This is a genomic window from Pseudomonas sp. CFSAN084952, from assembly GCF_009648855.1.
GTDB lineage: Bacteria > Pseudomonadota > Gammaproteobacteria > Pseudomonadales > Pseudomonadaceae > Aquipseudomonas > Aquipseudomonas paracarnis.
Genome location: NZ_CP045767.1, coordinates 1,622,417 through 1,644,669 on the forward strand (window position 1 = coordinate 1,622,417; position 22,253 = coordinate 1,644,669).

A 22,253-nucleotide genomic window follows, 5' to 3' on the forward strand; every position below is an offset into this window, starting at 1 on the left:
GGAGCTTGCTCCCGCTGGAGTGCGTAGCACTCCCATTTTTTGGGGCCGCTTCGCGCCCCAGCGGGAGCAATCTCTGGCCACAGTCAGGTGTAGATAAACCGATTCACAACGCCTTCAAGCATCTCCTGGCGCCCACTCACCGCCTGTGGGTCCAGCGCGTTGGCAAAGGCATGTTCAGCCAATGACTCCAGGCTGAACTCACCGGCCAACACCGCCTGGCCCAAGGGCTGCTGCCAGCCGGCATAGCGCTGGTCCTTGAACTGCTGCAAGCGGTCGTCCTGCACCATCGCCGCCGCACGCTCCAACGCCAGGGCCAGCACATCCATGGCGGCGACATGCCCGTGGAACAGGTCCACCTCGTCGAGGCTCTGGCGGCGCACCTTGGAATCGAAGTTATAGCCGCCGTTCTTGAACCCGCCCGCCTTGAGAATTTCATAGGTGGCCAGGGTCATTTCCTCGACGCTGTTGGGAAACTGGTCGGTGTCCCAGCCGTTCTGCGGGTCGCCGCGGTTGGCGTCGATGCTGCCGAAGATCCCCAACGACACGGCGGTGGCGATCTCATGATGAAAACTGTGCCCGGCCAGCGTCGCGTGGTTGGCCTCGATGTTCACTTTGATTTCGTGTTCCAGGCCGTACTCATGCAGGAAGCCGAACACGGTGGCGCTGTCGTAATCGTATTGGTGCTTGGTCGGCTCCTGGGGCTTGGGCTCGATCAACAGGTCACCCGTAAAGCCGATCTTGTGCTTGTGCTCCACCACCATGCGCATAAAACGCCCGAGCTGTTCGCGCTCGCGCTTGAGGTCGGTGTTGAGCAAGGTTTCATAACCCTCACGACCACCCCACAACACATAGTTGGCGCCCTTGAGCCGCAGCGTGGCATTCATCGCGCTGAACACCTGCGCGGCGGCGAAGGCGAACACCTCTGGGTCTGGATTGCTCGCGGCCCCGGCGGCAAAACGCGGGTTGCTGAAGCAATTGGCAGTGCCCCACAGCAGCTTGATGCCGGTCTGTTCCTGATGGCGCTCCAAGTGGTCGACCATCTGCGCGAAGTGGTTGCGGTACTCCTTGAGCGAGCTGCCTTCGGGCGCCACATCGGTGTCGTGAAAGCTGTAGTAGTCGATGCCCAGCTTGGAAAAAAACTCAAACGCCGCCTCGGCCTTGCCGATGGCCACCTCCATCGGATCGCCACTGCGCTGCCACGGGCGCTTGAACGTCCCCATCCCAAACATATCCGCCCCCGGCCACACAAAGGTATGCCAATAACAGGCTGCCATGCGCAGGTGCTCCCGCATGGGTTTGCCGAGGATCAGTTTGTTGGCGTCGTAGTGACGAAACGCGAGGGCAGAGGTGCTGGCAGGGCCTTCGAAGCGCACCTTCTCGACACCGGGGAAGTACGGCATGGGGTTTTCCTTATTGTTCTGGGCGGTGTCTGGATACTAGCAATGGCACCTGGGCGGCTGATTATGAAAATCACCAAGGTGTAGTGCGATTTTGAGTGGTGAGGGTTAGTCTGTCCCTACCGGCCTAAGGACAAAAACAATGAAAACCCTACCGCCCGTTCACCGCATCGCCTTGCTGTTCAACGGCAGCAAAATCTACGACCGCGGCATCATCGCCGGCATTGGCAATTACCTGAGCAGCACCCGCGCATCCTGGGACCTGTTCCTGGAAGAAGACTTCCTCTGCCGCCTGCGCGGTATCGAGCGTTGGCAGGGGGACGGCATCATTGCCGACTTCGATGACCCGCTGATTGGCGAGGCGCTGGCCGGCAGTCGGCTTCCAGTGGTGGCGGTGGGTGGCTCTTATGAGGATGTCAGCAAGTACCCCAAGGGCATTCCTTATGTGGCCACCGATAACCATGCCCTGATGAAGCTGGCCTACGAGCATCTGGTGGAGGCGGGGTTGACGCGGTTTGCCTGTTTCAGCCTGCCCGAAGCCCAGGCCAATCGGTGGGCCCAGGAGCGTGAGAAAGCTTTTCGCCGCTTGATGCAGCGCGATGGCTTGCAGGTAGAGGTGTATCGCGGCCTGGGCACCAGTGCGCCGTTGTGGGACAGCGCGGTGGAGCAGCAGATTGCCTGGCTGCACAGTTTGCCCAAGCCTATCGGCATCATCGCGGTGACCGATGCCCGCGCTCGGCAATTGCTGCAAGCCTGCCTGACGGCGGGTATTGCGGTGCCGGAGGAGGTGGCGTTGATCGGCATCGACAACGACCCGCTGACCCGCACCCTCACGCGGGTGCCGCTCAGTTCGGTGATCCAGGGCACGGAGACCATGGGCCGTACCGCTGCGGCATTGTTGCATCAGATGTTGCATGGCAAACCCTGCACGGGCACCCAGGTGCTGGTGCCGCCGGACGCCATCAACGTGCAGGCCTCCAGCCTGCATCAACCCCTGGGCAACCCTTACGTGATGCAGGCCTTGTTGTTTATCCGCCAGTACGCCTGCCAGGGTATCAAGACCGATCAGGTCGCGGCTTATGTCGGTGTTTCCCGCTCGTCCCTGGAAGCGCATTTTCGCAAGGCCCGCGGCTGCAGCGTGCATGATGAGATTCTGCGCTTCAAACTTGCCGCTGCCGCCAAAGGCCTGGAAAACCACAGCCTTGCGATTGCCGACATTGCTGCACGCTGTGGCTTCACCTCTGCGCAGTACCTGCATACGGTGTTTCGCCGCGAATTTGGCTGTACGCCGCGTCAGTATCAGCAGGGCACGAACTAGAACACCGCTTTGACCTGCAAGCCCAGCACCAGCGCATTGTCGATGCTCTCCCCGGAAAAAGCTCCCGGCTCGATGATGTATTGCACATCCGGGCGCAAGGTCAGCCAAGGCGTGGCCTGGTAGCCATAACTGAGCTCGATCAGCTGTTCGGCCGTGTCCAGGTCGGGATAGGCCGTCCCGGCGTTGAACGCAGTCAACTCTTGCACATCACGGCTGCGCGGGTTCGGCACCGCACGGCCGTAGCCCAGGGCGACGGTATCGCGCGGGCGACCTTCGAACGGTTTGTACAGCACCACGCCTGCGCCATACCACTGGGTGAACGGCGAGGCCGCTTGGCTGGCGGCAGAGTACTGGCCGAAGGCGTGCAGGCTACGGCCTTGGGATGATTGTGAGGCCCACACAGCCTGGTCGATCAAGAGGTAGTGACCGCCACGTCCGCTGACGTCCTTGTTGCTGCCAATGCGTTTTACATCGGAACTGTCGTAGTAATACCCGAGCTTGTATTCCCCGGGCAGTGCGCCCGCATGCTTGTAGATAAGCTCGATGGGCACCACGGTGCCGGTGGTGTGCTTGGGTCCCAGGTGCCAGGCACGGCTGGAGTTGCCGTTGCTGGACGGGTCGACATTGAACGCCGCCACGCGCAGCTGCCAGTTGGGCGAAAAGTCGTACTTCAACCGGGCACCGAGGTGCGCATTCGGGTAGTTGGCCCAGCCACTGCCGCCGGACATGTTCAGCGGATGCCCGCAGAAGCCGGCGTTCATGAAGTTGCACAGGATGCCGCTGTCCAGGCCACCGAGGTCATTGCCCATGGCCATATAGCCCAGCTTGAGGTTCAGCGCCGGGGTGAACAGCGTGCGCTCGTAGCTCAGTTCGGTGAGGCGCGTGTAGAGGCCACCGTAGTTTTCCTGGATCGGCAGGCGGTTGCCCACCAGGTCCTCGGAGGCGCTGTTGCCGCGTCGGTCGTTGATGGTCAGCTGGATGCGGTCGCCGTTGGTAAAACCGTAGAGCTTGCCCAGGTCGAACTGCACGCCGAGCTTGACGTTTTGCGAGTAGCGCGCCGAACGGTGCTGGCCGCCGTGGGCGTTGTAGGCGGTCTCGCCGCTGTAGTCACCGGTAAAGCGCACACCTTGCGCGTCGAGTTCGCGGCGCAGGCCGCCCCAGTCGCCGGTCAGGGTGGTGTCGTCGGCTTGAACGGGCAGGGCGGCCGCAAAGGCCAGGCCCAGCGCCAGGCGCCAGGCGGTATGAGGAGTAGGGGTCATGGGGGATCTTTCCAAACACAAAGCGCGGTGCCGGAGCACCGCGCGAACAAAGGGCGGTTACGGCAGGGCGTAGGCGATCACGTAGTCGCCACGGTCGGTGGACTGGCGTGCGCCGCCGGCGGTGACGACGATGTATTGCTTGCCGGTTTTCGGCGACACGTAGGTCATCGGCCCGCCCTGGCTGCCGACGGGCAGGCGGGCTTTCCAGATTTCATCGCCATTACTGCTGTTGAAGGCGCGCAGGTAGAAGTCCTGGGTGCCGGCAATAAAGATCAGGCCGCCTTGGGTGGACAGCGTACCGCCCAGGGTCGGCAGGCCTACCTTGATCGGCAGGTGCATGCGGATACCCAGGGGGCCGGTGTCTTCAACGGTGCCCACCGGTACTTGCCAGGCGACCTTTTGCGTCTTCATGTCGATGGCGGTCAAGGTACCGAACGGCGGCGCCTGGCACGGAATGCCGGCCACCGACAGGAAGCGGTTTTTGTTCACCGCATACGGCGTACCCTTGAGCGGCACGGCGCCCATGCCGGTGTTCAGCGCTTCACCACCGGAAGAGGCCTGGGCCTTGTTCTGCGACGGTATCATCTGGATCCACAGGCCCAGGCGCATGTCGTTGACGAAGATAAAACCGTGCACCGGGTCGGTGGAAATGCTGCCCCAGTTCATGCCGCCCAGGGAACCCGGGAAACTCAGGGATTTATCGGTGCCTGGTGCGGTGTACAGGCCGTCGTAGCGCATGCCCTTGAAGTCGATGCGGCACAGCAACTGGTCATACGGCGTCGCGCCCCACATGTCCGACTCGGTCAGGGTTTGCGCGCCGATCTGCGGCATGCCCACGGATTTCGGCTGGGTGAGGGAATACGGCTCGTTGGGAATGTTCGCGGCTTTGACCGGAACTTCCTGCACGTCCGTCAGCGGCTTGCCGGTGGCGCGGTCGAGCACATAGATCTGCCCGGCCTTGGTGCCGATGACTACGGCGGGTACAGCCTTGTCGCTGCCTGGCGGGGTGAAGTCGATCAGGCTGGGCTGCATCGGCAGGTCGAAGTCCCAGAGGTCGTTGTGGACCGTCTGGTACACCCACTTCTCGGCACCGGTGGAGGCGTCGAGTGCCAGCACCGAAGCACCGTATTTGTGGTTGAGCTGGGTGCGCTCCACACCGTAGATATCGGTGGACGAGCTGCCCATCGGCAGGAAGACCGTGTTCATCAGTGGGTCGTAAGACATCGGCGCCCAACTGTTCGGGGTGCTGCGCACGTAGGTGGCGTCGCCCGTCGGGGCCTGCTTGTCTTCAGGGTTGCCTGGGTCGAACGCCCAGCGCATTTGACCCGTGATCACGTCAAAGCCACGGATCACGCCACCGGGCATATCGGTCTGCACGTTGTCTGCCACGCGACCGCCGACCACCACGGTGGTGCCGGCCATCAGCGGCGCCGAGGACAGTTGATAGTAGCTGTCCGGCACATTGCCCAGGCCGGCCTTGAGGTCCACCTGACCATGGGTGCCAAAGTCTTCGCAGAACTTGCCGGTGTCGGCGTCTACGGCGATCAGGCGTGCATCAATGGTGTTGGTCAGCAGGCGACGCTGGCACTGCGCACCGACAGGCACGCTGGCGGTCAGGATCGGCGAGCTGTTGGGCTGGGTCGGCTGGGCAATCGGTGCGCTGGCGTCGAAATACGCCATGCCCCGGCAACGCTGCCACACTGCCGACTTGGCGTTGACTTCGTTCTTCCACAGTTCTTTGCCGGTGTCGGCATCCAACGCGATCAGGTTGTTGTGCGGGGTGCAGATAAACACTTTGTTGCCGACCTGCAGGGGCGTCAGCTGGTCTTCGGCACCGTTGCCGTCGCTGATGGCCACGTCGCCGGTGTGGTAGGTCCAGGCGACTTTGAGCTTGTCGATGTTGTCGCGGTTGATCTGGTCCAGCGCGGCGAAACGGCTGCCACCTTCGGTATTACCGTAGTGGGCCCAATCTTTCTGCGCATCGGCCGCCGCCACCGGGGTCATGCCCGGGCCTGCACCGGTGGGCGCAACGCTTGGGTGCGCGACAAACATATTGCCCGCCGCCACCGCCACGCCCAGCGCCAACACGGCGGCGACGCCATAGGCACCCCGCGCCGGTTTGCCGGCCAGCAATGGATACACCAGCGCCACAACCACGCCAATCACCGCAAACATGAACAGTCGCGAGAACAGCGGCCAGTATTCCAGGCCCACGTCGGCCACCGCCCACACGGCAGTAGCCACTAGAAACGCGGCGAACAACCAGGCGCCGGCAGGCTTGCAGCGGGCAATCAACAGCCCGGAAATGGCCATGGCCACGCCGCCGAGCAGGAAGTACCAGGAGCCTCCCAGGCTGACCAGTTTGGCGCCGCCGACGGCCAGCGCAAGGCCGAGCAGGGCGATGACGACGCCCAGGCCCAGGAGTAAGAATCTAGAGACGCCAGCGGCGCGCGATGCTCGTTTCATGTCGAATGGACTCGAGTGAGAGAGGGCAAAGACGCGATTTTAGCAAGATAAGTAACCAGTTAGTACATTTGAGTCCTGCAATAGACTGTTGCAGGTACTGCGATGATGGGCAGGGCCGCCTCTGAGGCGGCATAGATGGACCCGGCGACGCGTACCCTGTGGCGAGGGAGCTTGCTCCCGCTGGGGCGCGAAGCGGCCCCGCTCCTATTTTAAAAGACTGGGACTGCTACGCACTCCAGCGGGAGCAAGCTCCCTCGCCACGGTACAGCGCTGCCTTTATTGGGCGGGCATCAGAACTTGAAGCGCCCCACCAGCCCATTGAGCTGGCCGGAAATATCCGTCAGCCGCCCTGAACCGGTCTGCGCCGAATGCGCAAAGCCTTCCACCAACTGCGCGTCAGCGTGGATCTGCGCGATATGCCGGTTGATCTCTTCGGCCACCTGGTGCTGCTCTTCGGCGGCGGTGGCGATCTGAGTGTTCTGGTCGCGAATCGAATCCACCGAGCCGCGGATCTTGTCAAAGCTGTCACGGGCCTGCTGGATGCGCTCCACGCTGGTGTTGGACACCAGCAAGCTGCCTTGCATCTGCTGGGTGACTTCCTGGGTGCGGCGGGCGAGGTTGCCCAGCAGGCTGTCGATTTCGCCGGTGGAGTCGGCGGTGCGACGCGCCAGTGCACGCACTTCATCGGCGACCACCGCAAAGCCGCGGCCCTGGTCGCCAGCGCGGGCAGCTTCGATCGCGGCGTTGAGCGCCAGCAGGTTGGTCTGTTCGGCTATCGAACGGATGGTATCGAGGATGGTGTTGATGTTCTGGCTGTCTTGCTCGAGCAACTGCATGGTCTGTGTGGATTTTTGCAGGTCTTCGCTGAGCTTGAGCACGCTGCCGGTGGCTTCGCCGATGTGCTGCTGGCCGGTGTGCACGTCGCGATAGCCCTCATCGGCACTCGTGGCGGCGGCGCTGCATGAACGCGCGACTTCGTTGGCGGTGGCAACCATCTCGTTGAACGCAGTGCTCACCAGTTCCACGGCTTCGCGCTGGCGGCCGGCGGCCTGGTTCATATTGTTGGCCACGGCGCTGGTGTCGGCGGCGGCGGTTTGCAGGTCTGAGGAGGCGTTGCCGATGCGCTGCACCAATTGCGCAATCATGCTCAGGAACTGGTTGAACCAGCCGGCCAGGCTGGCGGTTTCGTCCTTGCCTTGCACTTTGAGCTGGCGCGTGAGGTCGCCTTCACCTTCGGCGATTTCCTGCAAACCGTCGGCCACGCCGCGAATCGGGCGCACGATCACACGGGCGAAACTAGCGCCTACTATCGCGAACACCACGGCCAATACGGCGGCAATCGCCGCGATCAACCACGTCAGGCGGGTGGCGCCGGCCATCACTTCGTCGCGCTTGATCAGGCCGATAAAGCGCCAGCCCAGGTCTTTGGAACTGACCACGTTAGCCATGTAGGCCACGCCGTCGATGCTCACCTCGGTCACGCCATCGCCGTGCTTGGCCAGTTCGGCGTAGTTCGCGCCCAGGCCCGCCAGGGGCTTGAAATTGTGCGTGGCATCGCTGGGGTCCACCAGCACGTTGCCGTCGGCTTCCACCAGCATCAGGTAGCCGCTGTCGCCCAGCTTGATGGTGCGCACCAGCTCGGTGAGTTGCTTGAGCGACACGTCCAGGCCAACCACCCCAAGGACATTGCCCGTGGCATCCGCGACGGTGCGCACGGTGCCGATCAGCACCACGTCGTCCGGGGCCCAGTAGTAGGCGCCTGTGCGCACGGTCTTGCCTGGCGCTGCGATGGAGGCCTGGTACCAGGGGCGGGTGCGCGGGTCGTATTGCGTCAGTTTGGCGTCGTCTGGCCAACTGGCGTAGCCGCCATCGCTCAGTCCCAGGGACAGGTAGGCGGTGCTGGGGTGGCTTTTGGCGAACTGATCGAAAATCGCCAGCAGCTCTGTGTTGGTCGGCGTAAGCGGGATTTGCGCGGCATCGGCGCCGGCATAGCTTTTGAGGTTCTTGGCCGCGATCACGCGCGGGTCCTTGGCGACGAAGTCGACATTCTGGCTGATGCCGTCGAAAAACTGCTGCATGCCATTGTCGATCTGGCGGATCTCGCGGCCGCTGCTGTCGAGGAAGTTGGCCAGCGCACCCTCGCGCAGATTCAGCACCACGATAATGGCGACCAGGATGACCGGCACGCACGCGATGGCCGCAAACGCCCATGTCAGCTTCTGCTTGATATTCATGACTTCACCCGCGGGTATTTATAGTTTTGGCAAGGGGAGAAAAATTAGTGCTGCGTGTCGCAGGCGTTTTTGTGAGAGGCGAGGCCATGCGTACCCTCGGTATATCGGCCGAGGGAGTTGGCACTTGAGCAGGGGGAATCAGGCGATCGGGTCACCGACCAGGGCATCGCGGCGCATCGACTGCAGGTTCTTCTCGATGGTTTCGCAGATGCTTTCCATCTGGATCTGGTGTTCGCTGGAATTGAACGGGCTTTGCAGGTCGGTGCCGATGCGTTCGATGGCCAGCAGCATGAAGCCCACGACTGTGGAAGCCAGCGGCGTGAACCAACCGAGGGATTCCACCAGGCCCACCGGTACGATCAGGCAGAACAGCGAAATGAATAGCCGCGGGAAGTACACGTAAGGGTAGGGCAGTGGCGTGTTGGCAATCCGCTCCATGCCGCCCTGGGCGTTGGAGAGGTCCACCAGGGTCGACTCCAACCGCGCCAGGCGGATGCTGTCCAGGCGCCCGGCCTGGTATTCGCGCGCCAGCAACGAGGCTGAGCCGGTGAGGATGTCATTGGCGAAGTTATTGGTGGCGCCGTTGCGCGCAAATTCTTCGGCGGGGATAAAGGCTCGCACTTCCTCCGGGCACGGCTGGCCCTTGAGGTGCGCAGCCAGGCAGTTGACGTAAGCCACGTGACGGCGCAACAGCGTCGACTTCACCGGGTTCACCTCACCGGGGGCGTCATCGAGCAGGGTCAACACTTGCCGGGCAAAACTGCGCGAGTTGTTGACCATCGCACCCCACAGCGTGCGTGCTTCCCACCAGCGATTATAGGCGCTGCTGTTGCGAAAACTGATCAGCACCACCAGTGCCGAGCCGAGCAAGGTCAGGGGCATCAGCGGCAAATTGATCTTGGCGGTGAGAAACAGCATGAAATCCACCGTCACCGCCACATCCCACAACAACAGCCAGAACAACGCCCAGCCCACATAGCCCATGGTCTTGATGATCAGGCGGTATTTCTTCAGAAGGGCAGCTTTCAAACGAGAACCTCGCGGCGGGCGGTTGGCAACAATCCCCTGTTACGACGCCGTCGAGGAAGGAAGGTTCGCAGTGTGCTGAATCGATTAGTCCTCTAACCGCCAGGCGGAGAGAATGTAACCAAAGGTTGCGCGTAAGTGTGTGCTACGCGGCATTTGACGGTGGAACAACTTTGGTACTGATGACGTCTTGTCCGGCAATCGCTGTACATTGCGTTCGAGGCAAAAAGCCATTAATGGCAGGAATTTTGAAGTGATTTGTTTTGGGGCCGGGCTGCAGGGATTTCGTAGCTGAGATCAGTGGCATCAAGTTGGATGATCAGGGCTCTTTCATGCGTGTCAGTTCGTTGAAGTTGGCTATGTGTAATACCGCGCAAGCGCTCGAACGTCATAAGGATTTTGAATCGTGCATGAGAGCGCATTATCACGTGCTGCTCGTGCCCTATTCGAAACGACCGTTTTTCTACAAGAGTGCCCTTAAATACAGCCGCTTGATGGTGTCGTTTGCATTATTGAGCCAATACTTTTCCACACCGCTGCCGTTGTTGGCAGAAGTTAAAGCCTTGTGCGTAACGCGCAAATACTGTTCGAAAAACAGCCTGGAATCGATTTTTTTGCTATTCCGGGCCCTGGGTTTCATGGAGGTTGCGCCGCACCCCGAAGACAGTCGCTTCAGGGTGTATGCACCCTCGGATGAAGCCTGCCGCGAAGCGCGGTTGATGCTCACCGCCCTCACGGAGTCGTTGGCGCTGCTCTACCCCGAACGGGAAGTGTTCCGGCAGATGCGTGACTTGGATGACCGTGAGTTCCTGGCGCTCTATTTCAAAGGTTTTGCCATGATTCTCGCGGCCGAGTTGACGGTGGATGTCTTGCTGCCCGAATGTTATTGGCTGGTGAAACGCGATGCCGGCCATCTGTTGATGCTGGCGATCTACAACGATGCCTTTGCCCCTGAGAACGACCGCGCCACCTTCCGGTCGTCTTCCTACCTGGCCTTGGCCAAGCAACTTTCCGTGTCCAAGACCCACATTATCCGTATGGTGCAGGAGGGGGTCGAAAAGGGTTATTTCAAAGCCCACTCCAAAACCCGGCTGGAAGTTCTGCCACCCTTTGCCAGCCTGGTAAAGCGGTTCATGGCCTTTTCATTTGCGATGGGCCTGCATGCTATTGAGATGGGAGCGTAAGGATGCCTGCTAACTTGAAGTTGCGGCCCAGAATGCGCAGTTTGTTGTCACCTGCGGTGACCCAAGCCGAATGGGTCGGGATTATTGCCTGGGTCGGCATGCTCCTGATTCCTGCGGCCCTGAAGTTGGATTTTTATATGTTGGCCGTCACGGTGGGCCTGCTGATTGTTTGCCGGGTACATGCCACCACCACGAACTTTCTGCTCTGGCGAGTGCTGGGAGTCACGTATATGGTGTTGTTGTCCGTCGGCTTCGCTTATCTGATTCATATGCACGCAGAGTTGCGTATCTATGGCTTGCCGTTGGCGGTGACCCTGGTGGTGGGCAGTGCAATCTTGTTTATCAGTATCCAGGATTATCTGGCCGATGCGCTATTGATCTGGCTGATCCTGTGGCCGCCCATGCAGGCGGATATATACGCCGGCACCGAGGTGTATTTGCTGCTGTTCTGCGCGGCGTCGGTGTCCATCGGGTTTATCTTGAGTTATTCCTATTTGAAGAACCTGCGTTCGGTATTGCTGGTGGAAAGCGAGTTTCGCGCTTTGGCCGAGACCGACTACCTGACGTCCATCCTCAACCGGCGCGCCTTTATGCAGAGCTTCGAGAAGTTGCTCGGTGGGGAGCGGGGCGGCTACTTCATCATGTTGGATATCGACAGTTTCAAGGAAAAAAACGACCTGTATGGCCACGACGTGGGGGACAAGATTCTGCGCGCCATGGCGCTGTGCCTGAAAAACGCCAAGGGCAGCCACAGCTTCGGACGAATCGGCGGGGAAGAGTTCGGCGTGTTATTGCAGGGCGACGATGTGGAGGTGGCCTGTGATTATGCCCTGGACTTGTTGCAGGCGATCCGCAGCAGCGTGCCTGCGCCCCACCATTACACCTGCAGTGCGGGGATGGCGCGTTTTTCGCCAGGCGACGAGTTGTCGGCCGTACTCAAGATGGCGGACAAGAACCTGTACGGCGCCAAGCGCAATGGCAAGGATTGTGTGCACCTGGACGGCGCATTGCTACAGGCGGTCTTGTCCTGACGCGTGCCGTCTAGTGCTGTGACAGAACGCTCGCCAGCAACCCAGGGAAGCGGCTTTCCAGCTCGTCACGGCGCAACGAGTTCATATGGGTGGTGCCCACATTGCGCGTGTGCACCAGGCCGGCATCGCGCAATACCCGGAAGTGATGGGACATGCTGGATTTGGGCCGCCCCCCGTCGAGTTCGCCACAGGTGGCCTCTGGCACGTTGGCCAGGTAGCGCACGATGTCCAGGCGCACGGGGTCGCTCAAGGCGTACAGCACACGCTCAAGCGTCAATTCTTGGGGGGTAGGGTGTTTGAAGGCTCGCATGGGGCGGATCATAACAGGGGGGTAGCGTTCAATACCATAGTTCGATTACCATCGAACTATCGAATCACCCACCCCTTCCTGGAGTTCTCAATGTCGGCTTTGTTCGAACCGTTCAAACTCAAAGATGTGACCTTGCGCAATCGCATTGCTATCCCCCCGATGTGCCAATACATGGCCGAAGACGGCATGGTCAACGACTGGCACCACGTCCACCTGGCCGGCATGGCCCGTGGCGGTGCCGGCCTGCTGGTGGTCGAGGCCACCGCGGTCGCCCCTGAAGGACGCATCACCCCAGGCTGCGCTGGGATCTGGAGCGACGCCCACGCCCAGGCATTCGTGCCCATGGTCAAAGCCATCAAGGCCGCAGGTTCGGTGCCGGGCATCCAGATCGCCCACGCCGGTCGCAAAGCCAGTGCCAATCGCCCCTGGGAAGGTGATGACCACATCCCGGCCTCTGATGCCCGTAGCTGGGAAACCATCGCTCCCTCTGCCATCGCGTTCGGTGCCAACCTGCCCAACGTACCGCGTGCCATGACCCTGGAAGACATCGCCCGTGTGCAGCAGGACTTCGTCGACGCGGCCCGTCGCGCCCGCGATGCCGGTTTTGAATGGATCGAGCTGCACTTCGCCCACGGTTACCTGGGCCAGAGCTTTTTCTCCGAGCATTCCAACCAGCGTACCGATGCCTACGGTGGCAGCTTCGACAACCGCAGCCGCTTCCTCCTCGAAACCCTGGCTGCGGTGCGTGAAGTCTGGCCGGAAAACCTGCCGCTCACCGCCCGGTTCGGCGTGATCGAATACGACGGTCGTGATGAGCAGACCCTCACCGAGTCCATTGAACTGGCGCGCCGTTTCAAGGACGGGGGCCTGGACCTGTTGAGCGTCAGCGTCGGCTTTACCATTCCTGACACCAACATCCCATGGGGCCCGGCCTTCATGGGCCCGATTGCCGAGCGTGTACGCCGTGAAGCCGGTATTCCGGTGACCTCGGCCTGGGGCTTCGGCACGCCGCAACTGGCCCAAGGCGCTTTGCAGGCCGGGCACCTGGACCTGGTTTCGGTAGGGCGTGCGCATCTGGCCGACCCGCATTGGGCCTACTTTGCTGCCAAGGAGCTGGGCGTGGACAAGTCCTCCTGGACCTTGCCGGCGCCTTACGCGCATTGGCTGGAACGCTATCGCTGAGGTACGCCTGCGCGTTGCATGAGCCACTCGATTGAGTGGCTTTTTTTCGCCTGTCGCTTTTCGCGACCTACGCGGTGAAAAATAACAAATGAGAATCGATGTCAAACGAGAATCCGCTGATATAGGATGCGCCGCGAATTCTTGGCAGGTTTGCCGTCCCATCTGGCTCATTCACTAGGTTCTACACCCATGCGTCGTACCCTGATTTCCATCTGTGTGCTCCAGGCGTTTTCCCCCTTCGCGTGGGCAGAGCAGGCACCTGCCGAGAACGCCAGTATCGAGCTGCAAGCGACCAATGTCACCGCCACCGCTGACCTTGAGTCGGCCCAAGGCCCCGTGCAGGGCTACCACGCCACACGTTCAGCCAGTGCGACGCGCACCGACACCGCCATTCATGAAACTCCACAGTCCATCAGCGTAGTGTCCAAGGACGTGGTCGAAGACCTCGGTGCAACGCGCCTGCAGGATGCCCTCGATTACGCGGGCGGCGTGGGCCGCGCCAACAATTTCGGCGGCCAGGGCCTGACCACCTTTACCGTGCGCGGCTTCACCACCGGTGAGTTCTACCGCAACGGTTTCCCGATCAACCGCGGTTACCCGAACATGCCGGACGCCAACACCATCGAGCGTCTTGAAGTGCTGCGCGGCCCCGCGACCATGCTCTACGGCCGTGGCGACCCAGGTGGCACCTTCAACGTGGTGTCCAAGCAGCCGCTGGCCGAACGCACCGTCACCCTGGGCAGCCAGCTCAATGACCAGGGCATGAAGCGCGGTACCCTGGATGCCTCCGGCCCGCTGGACGAGGAAGGCCGCCTGGCCTATCGCCTGAACGTGGTGGGCGAGGGCGGCGACACCTTCCGCGATCACGTCGAGACGGAACGCTACGGCGTGACGCCGGTGATCACCTGGCAGGCCACCGATGACACCAAGGTGACCTTCGAAGGCGATTTCATGCGCAACAACCACCCGCTGGACCGCGGCCTGACGCGTTTCCCCAACCAGCGTGGCACCCCCTCGCGCGATACGTTCTGGGGCGACAAGGATGCCGGCAAGCTGCACAACGACAACAACATGGCGCAGTTGCGTTTCGAGCACGTGCTTAACGACAACTGGACCCTGGGCGGCGGTTTTCAATGGTTGGACGGCAGCCTGAAGGGCAACGCCATTGAGGCCAATGGGCCGGGTAGCCTGGGCGCCGATGGCCAGACCCTGCAACGCAACTTCAACTACCGCAAGCTGGAATGGACCGACAAGGACTATCAGCTCAACCTGACCGGGCACTTCTCCACCGGCGGGTTCGATCACACCTTGCTTACCGGTATCGAGTACGAGGATTACGACTATAAGTCGATCATTCAACGTTCAAGCGACGAGGTGGGCACTTACCCGGTCGACATCTTCAACCCTGTGTACGGCCAAACGCGTCCGGCGCTGACCCGAACGCCGACCCACGATAAGGAAAACCTCAAGACCTACGCCGCCTTCGTACAGGACCAGGTCGCCCTCACTGAACGGCTGAAAGTACTGGCCGGTGCCCGCTTCGAGCGTTTCGAGCATGACTACCAGAACTATGTAGGTAAAAGCTGGCAGGCCGCCGATAACGCCGTCACCCCGCGCGTGGGTGTGATCTACGACCTCACCGACACCGTCGCGGTCTATGCTGACGCCGCACGTTCGTTCAAACCCAACGCCAGCGCCAGCCGCGAAGGCGGTGGTTTTGCGCCGGAGAAGGGCAAGTCCTACGAGATGGGCCTCAAGTGGGAGGCGCTGGACCGGCAGTTGAGCGTGGATGCGGCGATCTATCAGATCGAGAAGAAAAACGTGCTGACCCCCGATCCGGTGGACAGTGCCTTTAATGTCGCGGCCGGCCAAGTGCGCAGTCGTGGATTTGACCTGAACGTTGCAGGCAACCTCACGCCCGAATGGCGCGTGATCGGCGGTTACGCCTATGTAGATGCCGAAGTCACCCGTGATAACACTCTGCGCTCCGGCACTCGCTTGATGAACATCCCGCGCAACAGCTTCAGCCTGCTCAACGTCTACGAGTTCCAGGACGGCGCGCTCAAAGGCCTGGGCCTGGGCGCCGGCGGCAAGTACGTCGACCAGCGCGCCGGCCAGACCGCCAATACGGCATTCTCCATGGACGCCTATACCGTGGTCGACCTGCTCGGTTACTACAAGGTCAATGAGCGTGTGCGCTTGAACCTGGATGTGAAGAACCTGTTCAACCGTGAATATGAAGAGGGCGCGTTCGGCAATATCTACGCTTACCCTGGTGCACCGCGAACTGTGCAGGTGGGCATCGCCTACACCCTGTGATGAACAGCTGCGGTACCACGCAGGGCCTGTGGCGAGGGAGCTTGCTCCCGCCACGGCGCCTATCTACCTGACGCCCCGCGTTCCAACTGTGGGAGCTGGCTTGCCTGCGAAGACGGCCTGCCAGCCGACACATTTCTACCTGACACGCCGCGTTCCAACTGTGGGAGCTGGCTTGCCTGCGAAGACGGCCTGCCAGCCGACACATTTCTACCTGACACGTCGCGTTCCAACTGTGGGAGCTGGCTTGCCTGCGAAGACGGCCTGCCAGCCGACACATTTCTACCTGACACGCCGCGTTCCAACTGTGGGAGCTGGCTTGCCTGCGAAGACGGCCTGCCAGCCGACACATTTCTACCTGACACGTCGCGTTCCAACTGTGGGAGCTGGCTTGCCTGCGAAGACGGCCTGCCAGCCGACACATTTCTACCTGACACGCCGCGTTCCAACTGTGGGAGCTGGCTTGCCTGCGAAGACGGCCTGCCAGCCGACGCATTTCTACCTGACACGCCGCGTTCCAACTGTGGGAGCTGGCTTGCCTGCGAAGACGGCCTGCCAGCCGACACATTTCTACCTGACACGTCGCGTTCCAACTGTGGGAGCTGGCTTGCCTGCGAAGACGGCCTGCCAGCCGACACATTTCTACCTGACACGCCGCGTTCCAACTGTGGGAGCTGGCTTGCCTGCGAAGACGGCCTGCCAGCCGACGCATTTCTACCTGACACGTCGCGTTCTAACTGTGGGAGCTGGCTTGCCTGCGATGGCGGCCTGACAGCCGACACAGGGTGTCAGACCGAGTACATATCCATTCCTGCGGTAACGGCTGCTCAGGGTTCCGCTTTTACAGCCAGCCCTTTCAAGGTCTTTTCGTCTTGGCAGCCTTGATTATCCGGTCCGTTGAAACATGCGCATTCACCGCGGTGCCTTTAACCCATGTTTTGGGCTTGGGTACCTTGGGGCCACGGGGGCTTTTCGCAACTTGTTTAGGTTGGATATTTCTGGCAAGCGCCAATAAGTGCTGAGCCAGTTTTTCCAACGGAATGACAGGAAAATGTTCCGAGGGCAGCGCAATCTGCATTCCCTCATATCCACTCCTGACCTGAACCGCTAAATGGTAAATCGAGGCTTCCCATCCTTCAGGCTGGGTATCCCGATGAGCCTGTTCAACACTGCGTTTGAGAACAGCCAGGACGTTGTAAGCCAATACCGCCGTTGCAAACCCCAGTAAGGCAGCCTTTGGGCTGCCAAGGGTTTCGATCTCACTTTCCAGGATCGCTTCCAGTCGCTGGAACATACCTGCAATGCTCCAGCGGCGGCGATACAGTTCGGCGATCTGTTGCGCACTGACGCTCTCAGGCAGGTTGCTCCAGAACATCAAGCTGCTGTCGCCGGAGTCCGTTGGCGAATGAAGCGTCAGTTCGACACGCCGACATTGGTAACCGCCTTTGACCTGGATGATCTGCTCACGCACAGTGCCAGTTTCCACAGGTACTGGCTCTTGCCACTCACCCTCTTGAATCAAGCGTGGATGCTTGGCTTGCTGACGAATGACAAAGCAAGTTTGGACTTGCTCACAAGCCTCCATAACCGGGAGCGTGCAATAAAGCCGGTCAGCCAGCCACACTTGGCCTGGCTCGGCATTGGCCAATAAAGGCAGCACACAAACGCGCTCGCTTGCGTAGGCATCCTCACACGCCTGAAGGTCGACGACCTGATCCAGATCGGGATCGTATGCAACAACCGAAAAACCGGGACGAGCGGCGCCGCGCTCGTTGCGTAAAGCTCCCAGACGTTTTTCAGTGGATGCCAGGTGATTACCGTCCACTACCCGAACCTGCCAACCCGGCAGCATCGCCGTGCAGCCCAGCTCCCGGATGGTTGGAGCCAGGCGCTGTGCACAGCCCGTAATCAGGGCGCGCAACAGAGCAGGCTCGGTACGACTGATCTTGTCGTAGAGAGCCGCCAGGCTGACCGGAAGGTCCTCCAGTTGTCGCGCGGCGGCGTGCAGAGATGGCCTCAAGCCCAATGAAACAAGGGACATTAGCTTGATGATGGTCGAGAACAATAGCTCACGAGAATACTGCCGTTGCCGGTGTTCTTCGAAAACCTGATCAATCCACTCGGGGGCAATAGCCTGCTGCAGCGCCAGTTTGGCCATGACACTGGCAGGTGCTTTTTTTTCGAAACGCGCTAGAACTTCCGCCCACATCGTTTAGGTACCCCCTGAATGAATTTCAGGGGATTTTACAGAAGACCTTGAAAGGGCTGGCTTTTACAGCGGGTCACTTTTGGAAAAGAGCCCGGAATGCCGGCCCAGCCAAAAGTAACCAAAAGGGCTCTTGCCCCACCACTCGGCACCTCGCCTAGGCTCGGTGTGCCCGTAATCCGCCAGTGATTTGGGGGGGCGCCTAAGATCAAGATCAAAAGCAGAGCAAGAGCACGAGCGGCTCGCTTCGCATCGTGAGCTGGGCGAAAGTTAACAGTCAGGAATGACGCGGGGTTACAACGGCGTCAACACATTCATCACCGTGTCCAGCGCGACCCGCGTGTCATCCAGTTGCACCAGCGACGCATGCCGCGCACCCAGGGCATCGCGGTTCTGGATCGCCGTGAGGATCGCTTTGTGCCGAGGCAGACTCAGGCCCTGGATATCCGGACGGCGGTTGGTGATGTTGATCGACTCGCGCAACGGCAGCGAGAGCATGTTGCACATATAGGCGAGCAGGTCGTTGCGGGTGGCGTCGGCAATCGCACGGTGGAAGTCCAGGTCGGCCTGTAGCAGCTCCTCGTGGGTCTTGGCGGTTTCCATGCCTTGGTAGGCGTGTTCGATAGTGGCGATGTCTTCATCGGTGGCGGTGGTCGCGGCCATCGCGGCGATTTCCGGTTCGAGGATGCGGCGCACCCCGGCCAGGGTGTTGAAGAACTCGCTGTGGGGCGTGGACTGCATCAACCAGGACAGCACGTCCGGGTCGAGCAGGTGCCATTTCAAGCGTGGCCGCACCACCGCGCCCACCCGTGGCTTGGAATACACCAGGCCCTTGGCGCTGAGCACCCGCGTGGCTTCGCGCAATACCGAGCGGCTGACCTGGTATTCCTCGCACAGCGTCGCTTCCATGGGCAAGCGTTCTTCAGGCTTGAAACGACCGGAAACGATGTGCATGCCCAGATCCTGAACGATCTGGGCATGCTGGCTCTTGCGCGGCTTGGGCGGCTGGTGATCCATAACGACGGGCAGGCTCTGGCTTAGATTCGCCGCATCATAGCATCCCAATTAGTGGGAATGCCGTGGGACTTCTGCCCCGCGACAGCCCACCAGGAAGTCAAAGTCACAGCCTTGGTCGGCCTGCAGCACATGGTCGATGTACAGCTGGCGATAGCCGCCGACGATGAGGTTTTGTGCTGGGGGCAGGTCGGCCATGCGCGCTGCCAGCTCGGCGTCTGGAATGTCCAGGTGCAGGCGGCCATTGGCGCAATCGAGTTCGATCCAGTCACCTTCCTTCACTGTTGCCAACGGCCCGCCGGCAGCGGCTTCCGGGGCCACGTGCAACACCACGGTGCCGTAGGCGGTGCCGCTCATGCGCGCATCGGAAATGCGCACCATGTCCGTCACGCCCTGGGCCAGCAGCTTGGCCGGCAAGCCCATGTTGCCGACTTCGGCCATGCCGGGGTAACCCTTGGGGCCGCAGTTTTTCATGACCAGGATCGAGTTGGCATCCACGTCCAGCTCCGGGTCGTTGATGCGTGCCTTGTACATGTCGAAGTTCTCGAACACCACGGCGCGGCCACGGTGCTGCATCAGTTCGGGGCTCGCTGCCGAAGGCTTGAGCACCGCACCCAGGGGCGCGAGGTTGCCACGCAGCACGCAGATGCCGCCGTCGGCGCGGATCGGGTTGTCCAGGGTGCGGATCACTTCGTCCTGGCCGTAGATCGGCGAATCCTGGGTGTTCTCGCCCAGGGACTTGCCATTGACCGTCAAAGCGTTCGGGTGGGGGATCAGGTTGGCCTCACCCAGGCGACGCAGCACCGCGGGCAGGCCGCCGGCGTAGTAGAATTCTTCCATCAAGAAGCGCCCCGAGGGTTGCAGGTCGACGATGGTCGGCATACCGCGCCCGATGCGGGTCCAGTCATCCAGGTCCAACTCCACGCCGATGCGCCCGGCGATGGCTTTCAGGTGGATCACCGCGTTGGTCGAACCGCCGATGGCTGCGTTTACGCGAATCGCGTTTTCAAACGCTTCTTTGGTGAGGATCTTCGACAGCTTCAAGTCTTCGCGCACCATCTCGACCGCACGCATACCGGACATATGCGCCAGCACATATCGCCGTGCATCCACCGCCGGGATCGCCGCGTTGTGGGGCAGGGACGTGCCCAGCGCCTCGGCCATGCAGGCCATGGTCGAGGCCGTGCCCATGGTGTTGCAGGTGCCCGCCGAACGCGACATGCCGCCCTCGGCCGCGAGGAAATCATCCAGGGTGATGGTGCCGGCCTTGACCTGTTCGCTGAGCTGCCACACCACCGTCCCCGAGCCGATGTCCTGGCCCTTGTGCTTGCCGTTGAGCATCGGCCCGCCAGTGACCACGATGGCCGGCACATCACAACTGGCGGCGCCCATCAGCAGCGCTGGGGTGGTCTTGTCGCAGCCGGTGAGCAGTACCACGCCATCAATCGGATTACCGCGAATCGCTTCTTCCACATCCATGCTCGCCAGGTTGCGGGTGAGCATGGCGGTAGGGCGCAGGTTGGATTCGCCATTGGAAAACACCGGGAACTCCACCGGGAAGCCTCCGGCCTCGATCACGCCACGCTTGACGTGTTCGGCTATCTGACGGAAGTGCGCGTTGCACGGGGTCAGCTCCGACCAGGTGTTACAGATGCCGATGATCGGCTTGCCATGGAACTGATGGTCGGCAATGCCTTGGTTCTTCATCCAGCTGCGGTACATGAAGCCGTTCTTGTCGGCAGTACCGAACCACTGGGCAGAGCGTAGGCCGGGCTTTTTGTCAGGCATGATCGATTCTCTTATTGTATGACTATATGTTCTATGCGTGCTTAAACATAAGCGCAAAATCGCCGCTTTGGAAGTGTTGTTTTGCAAATAGTCATACTATATAGTCGGTCTTAACTGAGGTATGGACCTGGCGGATTTCGTCAGAGGCGTCCCCCGAGCTTCTATAAAAACAACAATCGGAGATCGACCCCATGAGCCAGGAACTGCGGCTTATTCGGCGCATCACGCTGAAACTGATTCCCTTCCTGATCTTGCTGTACCTGATCGCCTACGTGGACCGTTCCGCCGTAGGGTTCGCCAAGCTGCACATGGGCGCTGACGTGGGCATCGGCGACGCCGCCTATGGCCTCGGTGCCGGGTTGTTCTTCATTGGCTATTTCCTGTTCGAGATTCCCAGCAACCTGATGCTCGATCGCTTCGGCGCGCGGCGCTGGTTTGCGCGCATCATGATCACCTGGGGCGCCATCACGATCGGCATGGCGTTCGTGCAAGGGGCGCACAGCTTCTATGTGATGCGCTTTTTGCTGGGCGCGGCGGAGGCTGGGTTCTTTCCCGGCGTGCTGTACTACATCACCCAATGGTTCCCGGTGCGCCATCGCGGCAAGATCCTCGGGCTGTTCATCCTCTCCCAACCGATTGCAATGATGATCACAGGTCCAGTGTCCGGCGGTCTGCTCGGCATGGACGGCATTCTCGGCCTGCATGGCTGGCAGTGGCTGTTTATCGTGATCGGTACCCCGGCGATCCTGCTGACCTGGCCGGTGCTGCGTTACCTGCCGGACGGCCCCCAGAAGGTCAACTGGATGAGCGAGGAAGAAAAAGCCTGGCTCACCGGCGAGCTGCACAAAGACTTGCAAGCCTACGGCCAGACACGCCATGGCAACCCCTTGCATGCGCTCAAGGACAAGCGCGTGTTGTTGCTGGCGCTGTTCTACCTGCCGGTGACCCTGAGCATCTACGGCCTCGGCCTGTGGCTGCCGACCCTGATCAAGCAGTTTGGCGGCAGCGACCTTACCACCGGCTTCATCTCCGCCGTGCCCTATATCTTCGGCATCATCGGCCTGTTGATCATCCCGCGCAGTTCCGACCGTTTGAACGACCGTTACGGCCATCTCGCCGTGCTCTATGTGCTGGGCGCCATCGGCCTGTTCTGCAGCGCCTGGCTCACGGTGCCAGTGCTGCAAATGGCCGCGCTGTGCCTGGCGGCGTTTGCAATGTTTTCCTGCACCGCCGTGTTCTGGACCCTGCCGGGGCGCTTCTTTGCCGGCGCCAGTGCGGCGGCCGGTATTGCCTTGATCAACTCGGTGGGCAACCTCGGCGGCTATATCGGCCCGTTCGTGATCGGTGCGCTCAAGGAGTACACCGGCAACCTGGCCTCAGGCTTGTATTTCTTATCCGGTGTGATGGTGTTCGGGTTGCTGCTGACCCTCGTGGTCTACCGCTTGTTGGAACGCAAGCACGTGCTGCCCGTCGACCAATTCGCCGCCAGCGCCCGTGGCGCCACACGCACTTAAATCCAGGA

Annotated in this window: 14 protein-coding genes and 2 pseudogenes; 6 read left to right on the plus strand and 10 right to left on the minus strand. The window is 61.1% G+C overall.

Annotated features, from left to right (window positions below; genetic code table 11):
- Positions 1-83 precede the first annotated feature (83 nt).
- A complete protein-coding gene (gene xylA, locus GH769_RS07590; RefSeq protein ID WP_032903507.1) occupies positions 84-1,400 on the minus strand; it encodes a xylose isomerase in 1,317 nt (438 codons plus the stop codon).
- 139 nt (positions 1,401-1,539) lie between these two features.
- Here xylA and GH769_RS07595 point away from each other — a divergent pair, with 139 nt between their 5' ends.
- Positions 1,540-2,715, plus strand: a complete 1,176-nt coding sequence (locus GH769_RS07595; protein ID WP_020302070.1) for a XylR family transcriptional regulator — start codon at positions 1,540-1,542, stop codon at positions 2,713-2,715.
- Here GH769_RS07595 and GH769_RS07600 read toward each other — a convergent pair.
- The 5 genes and pseudogenes from GH769_RS07600 to GH769_RS07615 form a co-directional block, all read right to left on the minus strand.
- Positions 2,712-3,974, minus strand: a complete 1,263-nt coding sequence (locus tag GH769_RS07600) for a carbohydrate porin (RefSeq protein WP_032903508.1) — start codon at positions 3,972-3,974, stop codon at positions 2,712-2,714. The two genes, GH769_RS07595 and GH769_RS07600, sit on opposite strands and share 4 nt — an antisense overlap.
- Positions 3,975-4,031: 57 nt before the next feature.
- Positions 4,032-6,440: a glucose/quinate/shikimate family membrane-bound PQQ-dependent dehydrogenase gene (locus GH769_RS07605; RefSeq protein ID WP_032903509.1), complete on the minus strand. Its 2,409-nt coding sequence runs from the start codon at positions 6,438-6,440 to the stop codon at positions 4,032-4,034.
- A gap of 290 nt (positions 6,441-6,730) precedes the next feature.
- Positions 6,731-7,267, minus strand: a pseudogene (locus GH769_RS29365) (methyl-accepting chemotaxis protein); the annotation flags it as partial.
- Between the two features lie 327 nt (positions 7,268-7,594).
- Positions 7,595-8,674, minus strand: a pseudogene (locus GH769_RS29370) (cache domain-containing protein); the annotation flags it as partial.
- Between the two features lie 138 nt (positions 8,675-8,812).
- Entirely contained in the window at positions 8,813-9,703 is an 891-nt protein-coding gene (locus tag GH769_RS07615) for a bestrophin family protein (RefSeq protein ID WP_003190542.1), read from the minus strand.
- A 329-nt stretch (positions 9,704-10,032) separates the two neighbouring features.
- Between GH769_RS07615 and GH769_RS07620 the strand changes: the two genes are divergently transcribed.
- Together GH769_RS07620 and GH769_RS07625 are read left to right on the plus strand one after the other, a co-directional pair.
- Positions 10,033-10,884, plus strand: coding sequence for a hypothetical protein (locus GH769_RS07620; RefSeq protein WP_172832686.1), 852 nt, complete (start codon positions 10,033-10,035; stop codon positions 10,882-10,884).
- Positions 10,885-10,886: 2 nt separating this feature from the next.
- On the plus strand, positions 10,887-11,915 hold the full coding sequence (locus tag GH769_RS07625; RefSeq protein WP_032903510.1) for a GGDEF domain-containing protein: 1,029 nt from the start codon (positions 10,887-10,889) through the stop codon (positions 11,913-11,915).
- A 10-nt stretch (positions 11,916-11,925) separates the two neighbouring features.
- Here the strand turns inward: GH769_RS07625 and GH769_RS07630 are convergent, their stop codons facing one another.
- Positions 11,926-12,225, minus strand: a complete 300-nt coding sequence (locus GH769_RS07630) for a helix-turn-helix transcriptional regulator (RefSeq protein ID WP_003190545.1) — start codon at positions 12,223-12,225, stop codon at positions 11,926-11,928.
- Positions 12,226-12,315: 90 nt separating this feature from the next.
- Here GH769_RS07630 and GH769_RS07635 point away from each other — a divergent pair, with 90 nt between their 5' ends.
- Complete coding sequence (locus GH769_RS07635) at positions 12,316-13,407, plus strand: NADH:flavin oxidoreductase/NADH oxidase (RefSeq protein WP_014718067.1); 1,092 nt, start codon at positions 12,316-12,318, stop codon at positions 13,405-13,407.
- 189 nt (positions 13,408-13,596) lie between these two features.
- Positions 13,597-15,726, plus strand: a complete 2,130-nt coding sequence (locus GH769_RS07640) for a TonB-dependent siderophore receptor (RefSeq protein ID WP_032903511.1) — start codon at positions 13,597-13,599, stop codon at positions 15,724-15,726.
- Positions 15,727-16,579: 853 nt separating this feature from the next.
- On the opposite strand, the gene GH769_RS07645 is transcribed toward GH769_RS07640, so the two are convergent.
- From GH769_RS07645 to GH769_RS07655, 3 genes are all read right to left on the minus strand, one after another.
- A complete protein-coding gene (locus GH769_RS07645) occupies positions 16,580-17,881 on the minus strand; it encodes an IS4 family transposase (protein ID WP_153649964.1) in 1,302 nt (433 codons plus the stop codon).
- A gap of 342 nt (positions 17,882-18,223) precedes the next feature.
- On the minus strand, positions 18,224-18,946 hold the full coding sequence (locus GH769_RS07650; RefSeq protein ID WP_003190551.1) for a FadR/GntR family transcriptional regulator: 723 nt from the start codon (positions 18,944-18,946) through the stop codon (positions 18,224-18,226).
- A 48-nt stretch (positions 18,947-18,994) separates the two neighbouring features.
- Positions 18,995-20,731 carry an IlvD/Edd family dehydratase gene (locus tag GH769_RS07655; RefSeq protein WP_019817288.1) on the minus strand — a complete coding sequence of 579 codons (1,737 nt, stop codon included), beginning with the start codon at positions 20,729-20,731 and terminating at the stop codon, positions 18,995-18,997.
- A gap of 191 nt (positions 20,732-20,922) precedes the next feature.
- Between GH769_RS07655 and GH769_RS07660 the strand changes: the two genes are divergently transcribed.
- Complete coding sequence (locus GH769_RS07660; RefSeq protein WP_032904118.1) at positions 20,923-22,245, plus strand: MFS transporter; 1,323 nt, start codon at positions 20,923-20,925, stop codon at positions 22,243-22,245.
- Positions 22,246-22,253: the final 8 nt, after the last annotated feature.